This is a genomic window from Sphingobium algorifonticola (assembly GCF_004005485.1).
GTDB classification, from domain to species: domain Bacteria; phylum Pseudomonadota; class Alphaproteobacteria; order Sphingomonadales; family Sphingomonadaceae; genus Sphingobium; species Sphingobium algorifonticola.
This window is the reverse complement of record NZ_RZUL01000004.1, coordinates 241,653-258,679: the sequence shown is the minus strand read 5'-3', so window position 1 is coordinate 258,679 and position 17,027 is coordinate 241,653. Positions and strand designations below refer to the sequence as shown.

Here is a 17,027-nt window from a genome sequence, read left to right as displayed (position 1 = left end):
GGACTCCTGCTTTCGCAGGAGAACAAGGTGCCATTTACTCCGCCGCCACCGCCGTTTCCGCATCGCTCAGCGGATGGGGCAGGCGCGTGAGCATTTCCTTGGGGCACACTTGCCAGAAATGGCCGCGCCAGCGATCCCAGTCGTCGAGCACGGTATGTGCCCAGCGACTGTCGGTGCGCACTGCATGTTCGGCGATCAGCGCCTTCAGCACCGCTTCCCAATGCGCGCTGTCGAGCCGCTGCCAAACGATGCTTTCCGGGTTGGCCCGCGCGGGGAAGCTGGCATCCTCGTCTAGGATAAAGGCCATACCACCGGTCATGCCCGCACCGAAATTGGCGCCGGTCCGGCCAAGGATAACCGCCGTGCCGCCGGTCATATATTCGCAGCCATTGGCACCGCAGCCCTCGACAACGACCTGCGCGCCCGAATTGCGGACGGCAAAACGTTCGCCCGCCTGGCCCGCCGCGAACAGCTTGCCCGCCGTAGCGCCATAGAGCACGGTGTTGCCGATGATCGTATTGTCCTTCGTCACCAGCGGGGAACTGACCATCGGCCGCACCGCGATGATGCCGCCCGAGAGGCCCTTGCCGACATAGTCGTTCGCGTCGCCGAACACTTCGAGCGTGATGCCCTTGCACAGGAACGCGCCGAGCGATTGCCCGGCGGACCCGCGCAGGCGCACGGTCAGATGCCCGTCGTTGAGGGCCGTCATGCCGAACTTGCTGGTGACTTCCGACGACAGGCGCGTGCCGACGGCGCGATGCGTGTTGCGCACCGTATAGGTCAGCTGCATTTTCTCGCCCCGTTCGAACACGGCCTTGGCATCGCGCAGCATTTGCGCGTCCAGGCTTTCGGGCACTTCGTTGCGGAAAGTGGACAGGCTGAACCGGCGTTCCTGGTCGCTGGCATCCACCTTGGCGAGGATGGGGTTGAGGTCCAGATCGTCGAGATGGTCCGCGCCGCGGCTCACCTGCTTCAGCAATTCAGTGCGCCCGATGACCTCATCCAGACTGCGGAAGCCGAGCCGCGCCAGGATTTCGCGCACTTCCTCAGCGATGAAAGTCATCAGGTTGATGACTTTTTCCGGCGTCCCGGTGAACTTGGCCCGCAGCCGCTCGTCCTGCACGCACACACCCACGGGACAGGTGTTGCTGTGGCATTGCCGCACCATGATGCAGCCCATGGCGACCAGCGACAGAGTGCCGATACCGAACTCTTCCGCGCCCAGGATCGCGGCGATCACGACATCCCGGCCGGTCTTGAGGCCGCCATCGGTGCGCAGGCGAACGCGATGGCGCAGGCCGTTGAGCGTCAGCACCTGATTGGCTTCGGACAGGCCCATTTCCCATGGCGTACCGGCATATTTGATGCTGGTCTGCGGCGATGCCCCTGTACCACCGACATGCCCCGCGATCAGGATCACGTCGGCATGCGCTTTGGCCACACCCGCAGCGACCGTGCCGATGCCTGCCTGACTCACCAGCTTTACGCAGACACGCGCGCGTGGATTGATCTGCTTCAGATCGTAGATAAGCTGCGCCAGATCCTCGATTGAATAGATGTCGTGATGCGGCGGTGGTGAGATCAGCATGACACCGGGGGTCGAATGGCGCAGCTTCGCAATGAACTCCGTCACCTTGAAACCGGGCAACTGACCGCCTTCGCCGGGCTTGGCGCCCTGTGCGACCTTGATCTCCAGCTCTTCGGCGGCGCCCAGATATTCGGCATGTACGCCGAAGCGGCCCGATGCGATCTGCTTGATGACCGAATTGGCGTTGTCGCCGTTCTGATAGGGCTTGAAGCGATTGGCATCCTCGCCGCCCTCGCCGCTCACTGCCTTGGCGCCGATGCGGTTCATGGCGATCGCCAGTGTCTCGTGCGCTTCGGGCGAGAGGGCACCCAGCGACATGCCCGGTGTCACGAACCGCTTGCGGATTTCGGTGGTCGCTTCGACCTCGTCAATCGCAACGGCTTCGCGCGCGAAGTTGAACTCCAGCAGATCGCGCAGATAGACCGGGGGCAAATCCCGCACGCCGCGTGAGAATTGCAAATAGCTGGAATAGCTGTCGGTCGCGACGGCCGTCTGCAACAGATGCATGAGCTGCGCGGAATAAGCGTGGCTCTCGCCGCCGTTGCGCTGGCGATAGAAGCCACCGATCGGCAGCTTCACGATGCTGGCATCGAACGCCGCCTCATGCCGCAGAATGGCGTTATAGTGGAGCGAGGCATAGCCTTCGCCCGAGATCTTCGTCGGCATGCCGGGGAACAGATCGTTCACCAGCGCGCGGGAAAGGCCGACTGCCTCGAAATTATAGCCGCCGCGATAGGAACTGATGACGGCGATGCCCATTTTCGACATGATCTTGAGCAGCCCTTCGCAGACTGCGGTGCGATAGCGATCCAGCGCCTCGTCCAGACTGATGCCGTCGAAGAGACCGCGCGCATGGCGATCGGCAATGCTTGCTTCGGCGAGATAAGCGTTCACCGTCGTCGCGCCGACGCCGATCAGCACCGCGAAATAATGCGTGTCGAGGCATTCCGCCGCGCGCACGTTGATCGACGCGTAAGACCGCAATCCCTTGCGCACCAGATGCGTATGCACGGCCGCGGCCGCCAGCACCATGGCAATGCCGACACGTTCCCCGCACACGCCTTCATCGGTCAGGAACAGCTCGGTGCGCCCTTCGCGCACGGCCTGTTCCGCTTCCTCGCGAATGCGGGCGATCGCCGCGCGCAGATTTTCCTGCCCGCCGTCGGCCGGGAAAGTGCAGTCGATTTCGGCAACGGCAGCACCGAAATGTGCTTTCAGCTGCGTCCACGCGCCGCATGTCAGCACCGGCGAATCCAGCACCAGCACGCGTCCCTGCTGGGCGTCATCCTCCAATATGTTGGCCAGGTTCGCAAAGCGGGTTTTCAGGCTCATGACATGCCGTTCCCGCAGCGGATCGATCGGCGGGTTCGTCACCTGGCTGAAGTTCTGGCGGAAAAAGTGGCTGATCGTGCGCGGCTTGTCCGAAATGACGGCCAGCGGCGTATCGTCCCCCATCGAGCCGATCGCTTCCTTCGCATCTTCGACCATCGGCGCCAGGATCAGCTCCAGATCCTCCAGCGTCATGTTCGCCGCGACCTGACGCCGTGTCAGTTCCGCCTTGTCCCAGGCGGGCAGCGCATCCGGTGCCGGGGCGGGCAGATCCTGCGCGAACAGGAAGTCTTTCACATAATCGGCATAAGGGCGTTCGGACGCGATCCGGTCCTTGATCTGGCGGTCATCGTACAGTTCGCCCTCGGCCAGATCGACGGCGATCATTTCGCCCGGACCGAGCCGTCCTTTGCGCAGCACCATCGTTTCGGGCACGACGACCATGCCGGTTTCCGATCCGACCACGAGCAGGTTATCCGATGTGAGCGTGTAGCGCAGCGGACGGAGCGCGTTGCGATCGACCCCGGCCACAACCCAGCGGCCATCGGTCATCGCAAGCGCGGCGGGGCCGTCCCAAGGTTCCATGACGGACGCCAGATAATTGTACATGTCGAGATGCGCCTGCGGCATGTCGCCCGTGCTGCCCTGCCAGGCTTCGGGAACGAGCATGATCTTGGCCGTCGGCGCATCGCGGCCGGCCCGGCAGATCGCTTCGAATACCGCGTCGAGCGCGGCGGTGTCCGAAGCACCCGCCGGGATCACGGGCTTGATATCCTCCGACTGCTCACCGAACGCGAGGCTCGCCATCTTGATCTCATGGCTCTTCATCCAGTTGCGATTGCCCCGGATGGTGTTGATCTCGCCATTGTGGGCCAAGGTGCGGAACGGCTGAGCGAGCCACCACTGGGGAAATGTGTTGGTCGAATAGCGCTGATGGAAAATCGCGACGCGGCTTTCGAACCGCTCGTCTTGCAGATCCGGATAGAATACGGACAGCGATTCAGCGAGGAACAGGCCCTTGTAGATGATCGACCGGCACGAGAGCGAGCAAACGTAGAAATCGTTGATTTGCGCAGCGATCACTTTCCGCTCGATCCGGCGGCGGATGAGATACAGGTCCTTTTCGAACTCGGTTATCTCCCGTTCCTCGGGCATCGGCCCGGCAATCATGATCTGCTCGATTTCCGGGCGGGTGCGTTGCGCCTTTTCCCCGATGACGGAGACATCGACAGGTACCTGCCGCCAGCCGTAGATCTTGTACCCGGCGTCGATGATTTCGCTTTCGACGATCGAGCGGCACGTTTCCTGAGCCGAAAGATCGGTCCGCGGCAGGAAGATCATGCCCACGGCCAAGCGGTTGGGCAAAGGCTTGTGCCCGCTGTCGGCGATGCAGTCGTCGAAAAAGCGCACCGGCAGGTCGACATGGATGCCCGCGCCATCGCCCGTCTTGCCGTCGGCATCGACAGCGCCGCGATGCCATACGGCCTTTAGCGCATCGATCGCGGAGGCGACGACGCGACGGCTGGGTTTGCCGTCCGTTGCGGCGACAAGGCCGACGCCGCAGGCGTCGCCTTCGAACTCCGGGCGATACATGCCGGTTTCGGCAAGGCGGTGGCGTTCGGCTTCGGTGGCGATCTGGTGCATCATCGTCATTCCTTGTCGCCAGTTGGCGCGGATTGAGGCTTTGGCGGCGGTGGCAGGTGCGCAGTCGCTTCCTTCACCTTCTCCATAATCTTCGGCATGGCCCCGATCATTTCCGGCACGGCTGCCGCCATTTCCTTCATCATTTCGGGATCGGCAAACAGCAGCAGATATTCGCTGGCAAATGCCTTACCCGATGGTGTCGCGAAAAAGGCGTTCATGTCGCCCAATTGCTCCACCGTGAACTTGCGGGCGAAGGCACGCGCCAGACCGCTGCGCACGCGCGGTTCCATCTTCCCCATGATATCGCCCATCTCTGTGGACATCACCCGCGTCATGATCTTCATCCGCTCGTCAAAGGCGGGGTCCTGTGCGCGCGCGACATCGCCCATCGTCTTGCCTTCGCCTTGCGCCTGGCCGACCTGATCGGGCCGCATCCCCATCATCTGCGCCATCATGGCATCCATCATCGCCGGAAACTGATCGCGCATCATGCGGACATAGACGCCATCAGGAACCAGTGCGGCAACGGCCGTCTGTGAGGCCGCGAGTCGCGCCGGATCAACCGGGGCGGGCGTCGTGGTGGGAGCATCCTGCGCCACGGCTGGAAGCGACGGCATCGCGGACAGCAGGGCGATGCCCAAAGCGAGGGATCGCATCATGCCGCCACCCTTCCGTTCCCCTCGGCACTGGCTTTGGCGCGCGCTTTCGCCTTCAGATACCGGTGCATGTGATCGGTCACATCCCGCCCGTCGCGGATCGCCCAGACGACCAGCGATGCGCCGCGCACGATGTCGCCTGCCGCGAATACGCCGTCCATGCTGGTCATCATCGTCTTGTGATCGACACGCAGCGTGCCCCAGCGGGTGACCGACAGTTCGTCCGCGCCGAACATTGTGGGCAGGTCTTCGGGGTCGAACCCCAGCGCCTTGATGACGAGATCGGCCTCAATGCTGTATTCGCTGCCCGGATCGGGTTCCGGCGCGCGGCGGCCCGACGCATCAGGCTGGCCAAGACGCATGCCCGTCACCTTCACGCCCGTTACATGGCCGGTGCCTTCGAACGCGATGGGGGCGGAGAGCCAGACGAACTCCACGCCTTCCTCCTCCGCATTGGCGACTTCGCGCTGCGACCCCGGCATATTCTCCCGGTCACGCCGATAGAGGCATTTGACGGACTTCGCGCCCTGGCGAATGGCAGTGCGGACGCAATCCATCGCCGTGTCGCCGCCACCGATGACAACGACATGCTTGCCTGCTGCATGGAGCGAACCGTCGGTATGTTCGGGAACGTCATCGCCGAAGCTCGCGCGGTTCGACGCCGTCAGGAAATCCAGCGCCTTCACGATGCCTTGCGCGCCCACGCCAGGCGCGCGAATGTCCCGCGCCTTGTAGACTCCGGTGGCGATCAGGATGGCGTCATGCTGCTTTCGCAGATCGGCCATGCTGGCGTCGCGGCCGACCTCGAACCCTTCGTGAAACACGACCCCGCCATCTTTCAGGCGCTGAACCCGACGCATGACGACATCCTTTTCCAGCTTGAAGCCGGGAATGCCGTACGTCAGCAGGCCGCCTGCGCGGTCATGCCGGTCGTAGACATGCACGTCATAGCCCGCCGCGCGGAGATATTCCGCCGTCGTCAGACCCGCAGGACCCGCCCCGATCACGCCGACCGACTGACCGCGCGGCTGGCCCGGGACCAGTGGCTCGACCCAGCCTTCCTTCCAGGCCGTATCGGTGATGAACTTCTCGACGCTGCCGATGGTGACGGCACCATGGCCCGAAAACTCGATCACGCAATTGCCCTCGCACAGGCGATCCTGCGGACAGATGCGCCCGCAGATTTCCGGCATGGTCGAGGTCGCGTTGGACAGTTCATAGGCTTCGCGCAACCGGCCCTCGGCCGTCAGGCGGAGCCAGTCGGGAATGTGATTGTGCAGGGGGCAATGGGTAGAGCAATAAGGCACGCCGCATTGCGAACAGCGCGAGGCCTGTTCCTCCGCATCGGGGACGGGAAAGCTGCTGCTGATTTCCTGGAAATCCGACGCACGCGTACCTGCATCGCGCTTTGGGGGATAAAGCTGTCCCTTGGTGACGAACTTCAGCATCGGCGTATCGGCCATATATCCCTCGCTCAGGCACCATCGGGGCGCATCGCGAGCGACATAATGCCGAAAATCGCCCGAGTCACGCGCTTTTCGGCATTTAAGTCAGGTAAACTGACCTATATCTCGCTGAGAATGAACGAAACGGGCACGGCGCCGTAACATTATTTCAAATAATGTATCCGTTCCGGTCCTATCTCATGATAAGCCATATCACCGCGGCGGTGCCGGCAATGATTCGATACCAGGCGAAGGGTGCGAAGCCATGCTTTGACACGATGCCGACGAACCATTTGATGACGAGCACCGCGACGACGAACGCGACAACGAAGCCTACGCCGATATCGCCCCAGTTTACGCCCCCGGAAAACAGGACGTCGCGCTTCTTTATCAGCTCCAGCGTGGTCGCGCCCAGCATTGTCGGGATTGCAAGAAAGAAACTGAACTCCGCCGCGGTGCGCCGTTCGACCCCGAGCGCCAGCGCCCCCATGATTGTCGCGCCCGACCGACTGACGCCCGGTATCATCGATATGCACTGGATAAAGCCGATGCCGACCACCCGCAGGATCGGAATGTCGGCGATGCCTACGATGGTTGCCGAGCGGATCAGCCGTTCCAGCACCAATATGGCGACGCCGCCCACGATGAGGGCGACGGCCACCGTCATCGGCGACCCCAGCATGACTTCGATCTGATCGTGCAGCAACAGACCGATGACGGCCGCCGGAATGAAGGCGATCACCAGATTGCGCAGGAATCGCCAGGATACCGGATTGCCCTGAACTAGCCCAACGGCGACGGCCCAGAATGTTCGCCAGTACAGAACGACGACGGCCAGGATCGCGCCAAGTTGAATGACGACGTTGAACATCGCCCATTGTTGCGCATCATAGCCCAGCAGTTCGCTCGCCAGAATAAGATGGCCGGTCGATGATACCGGCAGAAATTCGGTCAATCCCTCGACGATGCCAAGCAGGATGACCGTAAGCAGGTCCGTTATCACGGTTCAGCGGTTCCTTTGCAACGGCTGGGAACGGGGCGGCGTAAGGATAAAGCAGGCGCCATCGGCGCGCGTCAGGCCTCTGCCCGTCCGGCGAAGCGGCCATATTTGCGATATTGCACCAGCCATGCGTCGGCAACGGCGGCCATCGGCGTGGGTGCGATGCCGAGATCGGCGAAACCCTGCGAATCGGCGGCGACAACATTGTCGCGCGCCAGCATCTTGAGCTGGTCGCGAGTGATGGGGCCGCCGGGCACCATCGCCAGCGCCGCTGCTGCGGACGCAGGCACCGGAACGAACAACTTGGACCGGCCGATTGCGGTCGCGAGCCAGCGGTTGATCTGTTCCATGCTGAGCACTTCGGGGCCACCCAACTCGTAAGTCTTGCCGCCATGCGTCGCCGGATCGAGCGTGGCGAGGGCAATGGCGCGGGCGACGTCCACCACATAGACGGGTTGAAACTTCGTACCGCCGCTGATGACCGGCACGACCGGGGCGATGCGGATCAACTGGGCAAAGCGATTGAGAAACTGATCCTCCCGCCCGAAGATGATGGATGGACGGATGATCGTCGCACCGGGAAAGGCCGCCAGTACGGCATTTTCGCCTTCGCCCTTGCTGCGCCCGTAAGCGGACTCACTGGCCGCATCGGCCCCGATCGCCGAAACCTGGACAAACGCCTGCGCACCGCTGTCGGCCGCAGCCCTGGCGACCGTTTCCGCGCCCGCGCGCTGCACCGCGTCGAACTTTCCGTTCAATATGCCGACCAGGTTGATGACGGCATAAGCGCCCTCGACGGCGCGGGCGACACTGATGGGTTTGGTGATATCGGCGGACATCAGTTGCGTCTGGCCGAGGCCACCCAGCGGCTTGATCCGCACGGCGTTGCCGGGGTTGCGCTCTGCAATGCGGACGCGGACGCCGCGCGACAGCAGCTCCTGTGCGACATAGCGACCGACAAAGCCGCCGCCGCCGAATATCGTAACCAGCCTGTCCTGCATCATGGATCCCATATTGCAAATGCGAAAGATGTTGTGCCGGATTTCCCCTTGCCTCAGCCGCGCGCGCGAAACAACCGTGGCGCGCGCCGGACAACGCAAAAATATCGCTGGCGGGCGATTGACAGGATAAGGCCGCCCGACTATCCGCCGCTGCCTACCCCGTGCCCAGATGGCGGAATTGGTAGACGCACCAGCTTCAGGTGCTGGCGATCGCAAGGTCGTGGAGGTTCGAGTCCTCTTCTGGGCACCATGAATGCCGGAAACTGTCCGATGCATCCGGCAGCGAAGAGCAGGTCAAGATCAGAGCATGGGGGCGCGCAACCCAGGACGTTGCGCTGCAAATTAGAGCCGGATACGCTACCATGCCTGCCACGCCGCTGACGACCACATATGTTGCAAAGCCCTGGGGGCGTACGGATCTTCCCGAAGGCTTCGGACCTGTTGCCGGACGTGACAGGATCGGTGAGCTGTGGTTCGACGCGCCGCAGGGCAGGGCGCTCCCGCTGCTCGTCAAATATATTTTCACGAGCGAAAAACTGTCGATCCAGGTGCACCCCGATGATGCCCAGGCGAGGGCGAAAGGCCTGCCGGGAGGAAAATCGGAATGCTGGTACATTCTTGATGCACAGCCCGGCGCGACGCTCGGCATCGGCACGGTCCGTCCGCTCGATGACACGGCCTTGCGCGCCGCCGCTCTCGACGGCAGCATCGAAGGTCTGATCGACTGGAAGCCGGTGAAGCCCGGCGATTTCTTCTACATTCCCGCTGGCACCGTCCACGCCATCGGCGCTGGCGTTACCCTCGTCGAGGTTCAGCAGAACAACGACATCACCTATCGGCTGTATGATTATGGCCGTCCGCGCGCACTGCATCTGGACGAAGGCGTCCGTGTCAGCCGGGCGGAACCCTATCCGCTGCCGAACCGGAACGTCGCACCGGGACAGGCGCTGCGCCTGCTAACCGAAGGTGATGCGCCCTTCACGCTCGACATGATCGCGTGGGACGCCGGTTCGGCGGTGACGCTTCCGCCGACGATGCTGTGGTTCATCCCTTTGTCTGGTGCCGGGCTGGTGGACGGCAAGCCATGGCAGGGCGGCGAATGCTGGCTGCTTGAGGACAACCCCACTATTACGATTGCGAAGCCGACGACCGGATTCATGGCCTGGCAGGCAAACATCTGAGGCTGTTGCGCGGCGTCGCTTGGATGGGTGCTTGCTAGTCCGATGTCGACCGCCTTATGCTGCGGGTGCAGCGTCGCCGGAGCGCCGCCTGCCCATGATTTGAAAGGCACCGGCAATTTCTATTCCCGGCATAACGTTGCGGCAACTTCACTATTTCTGTGAACTTGCGGCGACCGGAAATTTCCGCAGGGCCGCCGATCGCGCGGGGGTTACGCAGCCGTCGCTGTCGGCCCAGATTCAGCTTCTCGAGGCCCAGCTTGGCCAGACGTTGGTGGAGCGTGGCCCTTCGGTTGCGGTGCTGACCCCGGTCGGACGCGAAATCCTTCGCCATGCACAGGCGATACTGGCCGATGTCCGGGTGCTCGGCGACGTCGCGCGATCCGATGTCGATGGTCTCGTCGGGACGATCCGGCTGGGTGCGTCGCCGACGCTTGGTCCTTATCTGCTGCCGCAAGTCGTGGCCCGGCTTCATCGCGACCATCCTGACCTTCGCCTTCATGTGCGGGAGGGCCTGCCCGACGATTTGCTCCGGGATCTGGCGTCGGGCACGCATGATGTGGTGCTGGCGCAGCTTCCGGTGATCGGGGAGCAGTATTTCGTGCGGCCCCTCTTTCACGAACCGCTGCTGCTGGCGATGGCGCAGGACGACCCGCTGGCGCAGCATGCGCGCATTAGCCCGGAGATGCTGGCCGGGCGCGGCTTGCTGACCTTATCGTCGCAATATCGTCTCAGTGACCAGATACAGGCGCTGGGGGAGATTGTCGGCGCGCCGGTATTGCGGGATTATGAAGGCACCAGCCTTGACGCGATCCGGCAGATGGCAGGCATGGGCATGGGCATCGCGCTGCTGCCCGCGCTCTACATCCGGTCCGAAATTCGCGATCATGACGATGTCACGATCCGGCCGATGGCGTCGCGCGTGATCGAGCGTGAAGTCGGTTTGGTGTGGCGGCGCAGCGCGGGGCGGGCGGAAGCCTATCGCCGGCTCGCCGATATTGTCATTGCTGTCGCGCAACAATAATCGATAGGAAAATCCTATCGATTATTGTTGCATTACCGATTTGAACCAATCGTGATTGCTTTATATTCAGGGGCCTGCGCAGGATCATGCGCATTATGTGGGTGATTGATGGCCATATCCTCCGGCGACGTGCGACTGCGTGACTTTTTCGGCTGGGCCGGACCGATCCTGGGTCCGGACAGTGCCTTTTTCCGGCTGATGGTTGTTTATGGCATCGGCATCGGCCTGCTGTCGCTGGCAACGCCGATTTCGGTGCAGATGCTCATCAATTCGGTTGCCAACACGGCTTTGCCTGCACCTCTGTTCACTCTGGCCGCCGTGCTGCTGGTGCTGCTGCTGATCTCCGCGCTGCTGGGAGCATTTCGCACGCATCTGATGGAGATGTTCCGCCGCCGCTTCTTCGCCCGTTTGGTCGCCGAAACGACATTGCGCGCGGTCCACGCACAAAATCCGTTCTTTCACGACGAGCGGCGCGGCGACCTGTTCAACCGCTATTTCGACGTGATGACCGTGCAGAAAGCGATACCTTCGCTATTGATAGGCGGCTTCACGATCATATTGCAGGCGACCGTCGGGTTCATCGTCACCGCATTCTATCATCCCTTTTTTTTGGCGTTCAACCTGGGCTTCATATTCGCCGTATGGCTGATCTGGCGCCTGTGGTCGCGCGGGGCGATGCGCACCGCGGTGGCGCTCAGCCAGCGAAAATATGAAGCCGCGCACTGGCTCGAAAGCGTCGGCGGTTCGAACGGTTTCTACAAGTCCAGCCGCCATCTGGATTTCGCCATGGATCGCTCTGAGGATGTGACCGCAGCCTATGTGAAGGGCCATGCCGCCCATTTCCGCTGTACTTTTCCCCAGAGTGTCGCGCTGCTGATGCTCTATGCTTTTGCCAGCGCCGGGCTGCTGGCCCTGGGCGGTTGGCTCGTGATCCAGGGGCAGTTGTCCATCGGGCAGCTTGTTGCCGCAGAACTGATCCTTTCGAGCATCTTTTACGGTGCCGCGCAGCTTGGCCCCTATCTCGACAGCTTTTATGATCTTGTCGCCGGGGTCGAGGAACTGTCGCAGATCCTTGCCATTCCGCAGGAACAGATACCCGAACCCAAGGCACAGCCGCCGCGGCCGGTCCATGGCGCGCTGGCTTTGTCGTCGGTGCGCGTGCGGCTGGGCAACGAACAGGCGCAGCTTGCCTTTGGCATTCCGGCAGGCAGCCGCCTTGTCGCCTGCGCGGCACCGGGCATGGATCGCCTGCTCTCGGGTCTGCTGAAACGGCATATCAAGCCAGACAGTGGCATCATCACGCTGGGCGGCGCGGACATCACGGCGCTCGATACCTATCAACTGCGCAGCGACGTGATCGTGCTCGACCGGCCGACGATCGTCGAAAGCAGCATCCGCGATTATCTGGCGCTTGCCTGCGCCGGGCAGGAGCCGACGCAGACAATGGACGCCCTGCGGCTGGTGGGCCTGGATCAACGCATCGCGATGCTGGCCGACGGCATGGATACGCGGCTGTCCTCTACCGGCTGGCCGCTGACATTGGTGGAAATGATGCAGCTCAAACTGGCCAGCGCCGTGCTCGCCGAACCGCGCATTCTGGTGCTCTCCGCGCTGTATGACATGGTGCCGGCCGATCGGATGCAGGCCGTGTTTGCCGCTCTGGCGGGCAAGCCGATAACGATCCTGTATTTCTCCGGCCGTCCGCATGACATTTCGCTGGACGGATGGTTCTGGCTCGGGCGCGATAGCCAGCGGATCATGACCGACCGCGCGCAGTTCGACCGTGTCCGCCTGGGTGGCGACCGGCCTGCCGACGATCAGGAGGCAAGTGATGCCCTTCCGCTCTGACCATTTGCCGCATTTCAAGACACTGGCGAGCATCCGGCCACCGCGCGTGACGCGGGTGCTTGCGTGGATGCTGATGCTGGGTATCGTTGGCAGCATCCTCTTCATGCTGCTCGTGCCCTGGGTGCAGACCGCACCGGGCGCCGGAGCAGTCATTGCCCTCGACCCGCGTGATCGGGTGCAGAATATCACGGCGCTGGTACCCGGCCGGATCGAACAATGGTATGTGACCGACGGCAGCATCGTGCGGCGTGGCGATCCGATTGCGCGCGTCAGCGACAACGACCCCAATCTGCTCGATCGCCTGCGTGCCGAACGCGCCCAGGCCGATGCGGAAATCGCGGCGGCGCAGCAGGCGATGCGCGTCGCACAGATGGATGTCGCCCGCATGCAGTCGCTCTATCGCGAGGGCCTGTCGCCACGTCGCGACTATGAACTCGCTCAGATCAAGGTGAGTGATTACGAGGCGAAGGTGGCGCAGGCACGGGCCGATCGGACGCGCATCGACGTCAGCCTCAACCGCCAGTCGGTGCAGATGATCCGCGCGCCGCGTGACGGACGCATCCTGCGTATCCAGGGCGGTGACAATGCCACGATGGTCAGCGCAGGCGATGTCGTGGCGACCTTCGCGCCCGAGGAATCGCAGCGTGTCGTCGAGCTGTATGTCGATGGCCGCGACGTGCCGCTGATCCGTCCTGGTCGTCGGGTGCGGCTGGAGTTCGAGGGCTGGCCCGCTATCCAGTTCAGCGGTTGGCCATCGGTCGCGCAGGGCATGTTCGACGGGCGTGTACGGGCGATCGACGTTTCCGCTTCCACCAATGGATTGTTTCGCGTCCTGGTCGAGGCGGCACCGGACCGGCCCGCCTGGCCACGCGAACCCTATGTGCGGCTTGGCGCCAAGGTGCGGGGATGGGTACTGATGGATACCGTCAGCGTCGGGTTCGAGCTGTGGCGGCAACTCAACGACTTCCCGCTTCAGTTCCAGCGGCCGGGTGACGCTGCCGATACGGCGACGATGAACATGACCGATGCGAAATAGGGCATTTGCGGTCCTCTGCGCCCTGGCGGCATCGCTTGGAACGGCATTCGCGCAGGACATCGCGCCACTTCCGGTCGCGCCGCCAGCAGCAGACGTGCCGTCCGGCCCGTTACGGCTGGAGGATGTTCTCGCTTCGTCACGCCAGCATGCGCCGCAGGTATTGGAAGCACTGGCGCGGGTGCGTGGCGCGCAGGGCAAGCGCCTGTCCGCCGAAGGTGCCTTCGACACGGTTTTTTCCGCCGATGCCGACACGCGCCTGTCCGGCTATTATGATGGGCGTTCGCTCGAAACCAAGGTGCTGCGGCCGCTCGAACAGCTCGGCGGCAATGTCTACGGCGGTTATCGTGTGTCGGACGGGCGCTTCCCGATCTATGAGGACAAGAGCTACACCAACCAGCTTGGCGAGATAAAGGCGGGTGTCGTGCTCGCGCTGCTGCGCGATCGGGCGATCGACGAGCGTCGCTTCAACCGGACGCAGGCTGACGTCGATATCGCGCTTGCCGATGCCGATCGTCTGCTGATCGCCATCGGTGTGCAGCGTCGTGCGCTCGATGCCTATAATCAGTGGGTGGCGGCAGGCCAGCGCCTCTCCGTCGTTCGCGATCTGCTGGGCCTTGCGCAGGATCGGCAGAAGGGGCTGGAACGGCAGGTGTCGGCCGGGTTGCGGCCGCGCATCATCCTGACTGAAAATCAGCAGAATATTCTGCGGCGTCAGACGTTGGTGGTGCAGGCGGAGCAGGCGCTGGCCGCGGCCGCCAACACTCTGTCGCTGTATTGGCGAGACAGTGCCGGACAGCCCATGGTGCCCACGCCCGCGCACCTGCCGCCGGCCTTGCCGACGCCCTTGCCCTTGCCGGCCGATCCCAAGGCGGGCCTGGCCGCCCGCCCGGATCTGCGGACGATCGACCTGCGCATGCAGGTGGCGCGGGAGCGACTGGCGCTGGATCGCAACGCGCTGCTCCCCCGGCTGGATTTCAATGCGGAGGCATCCCGCGACATCGGCGAAATAGGCGAGGGCGGCGTATCGCGAGAGGGCACCGAAACGCGCGTTGGCCTGACCTTCACCGTGCCGCTGCAACGCCGTGCGGCGCGCGGACGGATCGTCCAGACACAAGCGGAAATCGAAGCAGCGATGCGGCGCGGGCAGTCGCTGCGCGAGCAGATCATCGCGGAGATCGACACGATCGGCGTCGCGGTCGATGCTACCGGCCGCCTGCTGACGCTCGCTACCGACGAGCAGGCCCGGGCGCAGGACATGGCCCAGGCCGAACGGCGGCGGTTCGAGATGGGGGCCAGCGATTTCTTTCTGGTGAACCTGCGCGAGGAAGCGGCGGCCGATGCGGCACTGCGCAGGTTGGATACGGCCTATCGCCAATTGGTGGCCCATGCCGATCTTGTTGCCGTCAGCGCGGATGTGGCAACGCTGGGCTTGTAGCGGGATTGCGCACGTTGCGCGCACCTGCGAAAGACGACGGATGCCCGTTCAAAGTGCCCGTTGATGCCGCGCCTGATCCTTTTCAACAAGCCCTACGGCGTACTGTGCCAGTTTTCGGACGACGGCGCAGTGCCCGCCCGACCGACGCTGGCCCAATTCATCCCGGTTCCGGGCGTTTATCCGGCAGGGCGGCTGGATCGTGACAGCGAGGGCCTGCTGCTGCTGACCGATGACGGACAGTTGCAGGCCCGGATTGCCGACCCGCGTTTCAAACTGCCCAAAACCTATCTGGTGCAGGTGGAGGGTGTGCCCGATCCGGCGGCGCTGGACGCGCTGCGACGGGGCGTCATCCTAAAAGACGGGCCGACGCTTCCGGCGCAGGTCGATGCCCTCGCCGATCCGGCGCTGTGGCCGCGCGATCCGCCGATCCGCGTTCGGCAAAGCGTCGCGGACAGCTGGCTGCGCCTCACGATCCGCGAAGGCCGCAACCGTCAGGTCCGCCGCATGACCGCAGCGATTGGCTATCCGACATTGCGGCTGGTGCGCTGGGCCGTGGGCGACTGGACGCTGGAGGGAATCGCGCCCGGCCAATGGCAGGACGCAGACGGTTATACCGCGCGCGTCAGTCGTCCGAACCGAAGGTGACGGCACCCCCGTTGTAAAGCGCCGCAATCAGCGTTGCCACCGCCGGTAGCGTCAACCACTGCGGTTCGATCGGCAGGCTGGTCTGTGCGCACAGGCTGCGCGCGAACACGGCGGCTTCGGCGTGGCATTCGTGACAGTCGCCATCGACGAAAAACAGCACGCCGTTCTCGGCGCGTTCGACAAACGCAAAACGGCTGGCGGCATTGCGCGAAAGAGTCAGTGCGTTTCCCGCCATGCGATGCAACCAGTCCAGATCGACGGGTTCTTCCGGGCTCCAGTCGATATCGGGATAGCGGCGGGTGCTGGTGTAGCGACCGAACCACCGCGCGAACGCATCACGATCGTGCAGCGTCTGCGTGACCATGGCGTGCAATGCCCCGATGGCCTGCTGCGATATCTCGCCCGGATTGCCCGGCACCATGTCGTCGGGATCGCGATAGCGATCATCATCGCTCAGTTCGTCGAGAAGGGCGTCGGCCCAGTGCGCGATCAGTTCGCTGCGCGACGGCGCGCGAAAGCCGATCGAGTACGTCATGCAGTCGTCCCCGATGGCGATGCCGTTATGCGCGAGGCCGGGGGGAACATAGAGCATGTCGCCCGGCTCCAGGACCCATTCCTCAACCGGTTCGAAATCTGCAAGCAGGCGCAGATCGTCGTGCGCGAGCAGCGGGGTGTGCCGGTTGCAGTGCTGGCCGACCTGCCAACGGCGCTTGCCCAGCCCCTGCACCAGAAACACGTCATACTGATCAAAATGCGGACCAACGCCGCCACCGTCGGTCGCATAGCTGACCATCACATCGTCGATCCGCCAGTCGGGGATGAAGCGGAACGGCGCGATCAATGCCGCAACCTCCGGCACATGATGATCGACAGCCTGGACCAGCAGGGTTGAAGGCTGCTTGCCAAGCCGCCCGAACCGGCGTTCGGAAAACGGCCCCTGCTCCACGGCCCACGCGCGCGGCGTCCGCATGATGAGCCGCGCCTCGACATCCTCCTCGCAGGCCAGCCCCGCAAGCTCGTCCGGCGTGACGGGGTTTTCCCATGTCGTCCACGGATTGCGGACGAGCAGCGGTGCCTTCTGCCAGTGGTCGCGCAGGAATGCGGCTGTATCGAAACGGTCAAAATGCATGGAAGCTCGCCGAAGAGGGGCTGATGTGTAGAAGGCATATGCATGGCAAAGGTGCCGGGCACTCTT

General features: G+C 63.5%; 12 protein-coding genes and 1 tRNA gene. 7 read left to right on the top strand and 6 right to left on the bottom strand.

Annotated elements, in window-relative coordinates; translation table 11 throughout:
- Positions 1-34 precede the first annotated feature (34 nt).
- The 5 genes from gltB to ENE74_RS13295 form a co-directional block, all read right to left on the bottom strand.
- Complete coding sequence (gene gltB, locus ENE74_RS13315) at positions 35-4,567, bottom strand: glutamate synthase large subunit (protein ID WP_420902592.1); 4,533 nt, start codon at positions 4,565-4,567, stop codon at positions 35-37.
- A 2-nt stretch (positions 4,568-4,569) separates the two neighbouring features.
- On the bottom strand, positions 4,570-5,223 hold the full coding sequence (locus tag ENE74_RS13310) for a DUF2059 domain-containing protein (protein ID WP_127691396.1): 654 nt from the start codon (positions 5,221-5,223) through the stop codon (positions 4,570-4,572).
- Entirely contained in the window at positions 5,220-6,683 is a 1,464-nt protein-coding gene (locus tag ENE74_RS13305; protein ID WP_127691395.1) for an NAD(P)-dependent oxidoreductase, read from the bottom strand. Before ENE74_RS13305 ends, ENE74_RS13310 begins: the two co-directional genes overlap by 4 nt.
- A gap of 175 nt (positions 6,684-6,858) precedes the next feature.
- The gene (locus tag ENE74_RS13300) at positions 6,859-7,665 is read right to left on the bottom strand and encodes an undecaprenyl-diphosphate phosphatase (RefSeq protein ID WP_127691462.1); all 807 of its coding nucleotides are present in this window, start codon (positions 7,663-7,665) and stop codon (positions 6,859-6,861) included.
- A gap of 74 nt (positions 7,666-7,739) precedes the next feature.
- On the bottom strand, positions 7,740-8,666 hold the full coding sequence (locus ENE74_RS13295; protein ID WP_127691461.1) for a complex I NDUFA9 subunit family protein: 927 nt from the start codon (positions 8,664-8,666) through the stop codon (positions 7,740-7,742).
- A 163-nt stretch (positions 8,667-8,829) separates the two neighbouring features.
- On the opposite strand from ENE74_RS13295, the gene ENE74_RS13290 reads away from it, so the two are divergent.
- The 7 genes from ENE74_RS13290 (at position 8,830) to ENE74_RS13260 (ending at position 15,832) form a co-directional block, all read left to right on the top strand.
- Positions 8,830-8,916: transfer RNA gene (locus tag ENE74_RS13290), tRNA-Leu, on the top strand.
- A gap of 112 nt (positions 8,917-9,028) precedes the next feature.
- Positions 9,029-9,847, top strand: a complete 819-nt coding sequence (locus ENE74_RS13285; RefSeq protein ID WP_127691394.1) for a class I mannose-6-phosphate isomerase — start codon at positions 9,029-9,031, stop codon at positions 9,845-9,847.
- Positions 9,848-9,983: 136 nt separating this feature from the next.
- Positions 9,984-10,868 (top strand): hydrogen peroxide-inducible genes activator, encoded by an 885-nt coding sequence (locus ENE74_RS13280; RefSeq protein ID WP_241241994.1) that lies wholly within the window; start codon positions 9,984-9,986, stop codon positions 10,866-10,868.
- Positions 10,869-10,976: 108 nt separating this feature from the next.
- The gene (locus tag ENE74_RS13275) at positions 10,977-12,716 is read left to right on the top strand and encodes an ABC transporter transmembrane domain-containing protein (RefSeq protein WP_127691392.1); all 1,740 of its coding nucleotides are present in this window, start codon (positions 10,977-10,979) and stop codon (positions 12,714-12,716) included.
- Positions 12,700-13,752: an efflux RND transporter periplasmic adaptor subunit gene (locus ENE74_RS13270; RefSeq protein WP_127691391.1), complete on the top strand. Its 1,053-nt coding sequence runs from the start codon at positions 12,700-12,702 to the stop codon at positions 13,750-13,752. The genes ENE74_RS13275 and ENE74_RS13270 overlap by 17 nt, the downstream gene beginning before the upstream one ends.
- On the top strand, positions 13,742-15,187 hold the full coding sequence (locus ENE74_RS13265; protein WP_127691390.1) for a TolC family protein: 1,446 nt from the start codon (positions 13,742-13,744) through the stop codon (positions 15,185-15,187). The genes ENE74_RS13270 and ENE74_RS13265 overlap by 11 nt, the downstream gene beginning before the upstream one ends.
- Before the next feature lie 63 nt (positions 15,188-15,250).
- Positions 15,251-15,832 (top strand): pseudouridine synthase, encoded by a 582-nt coding sequence (locus ENE74_RS13260; protein ID WP_127691389.1) that lies wholly within the window; start codon positions 15,251-15,253, stop codon positions 15,830-15,832.
- On the opposite strand, the gene ENE74_RS13255 is transcribed toward ENE74_RS13260, so the two are convergent.
- Complete coding sequence (locus ENE74_RS13255) at positions 15,810-16,961, bottom strand: cupin domain-containing protein (RefSeq protein ID WP_127691388.1); 1,152 nt, start codon at positions 16,959-16,961, stop codon at positions 15,810-15,812. The genes ENE74_RS13260 and ENE74_RS13255 overlap by 23 nt on opposite strands.
- Positions 16,962-17,027: the final 66 nt, after the last annotated feature.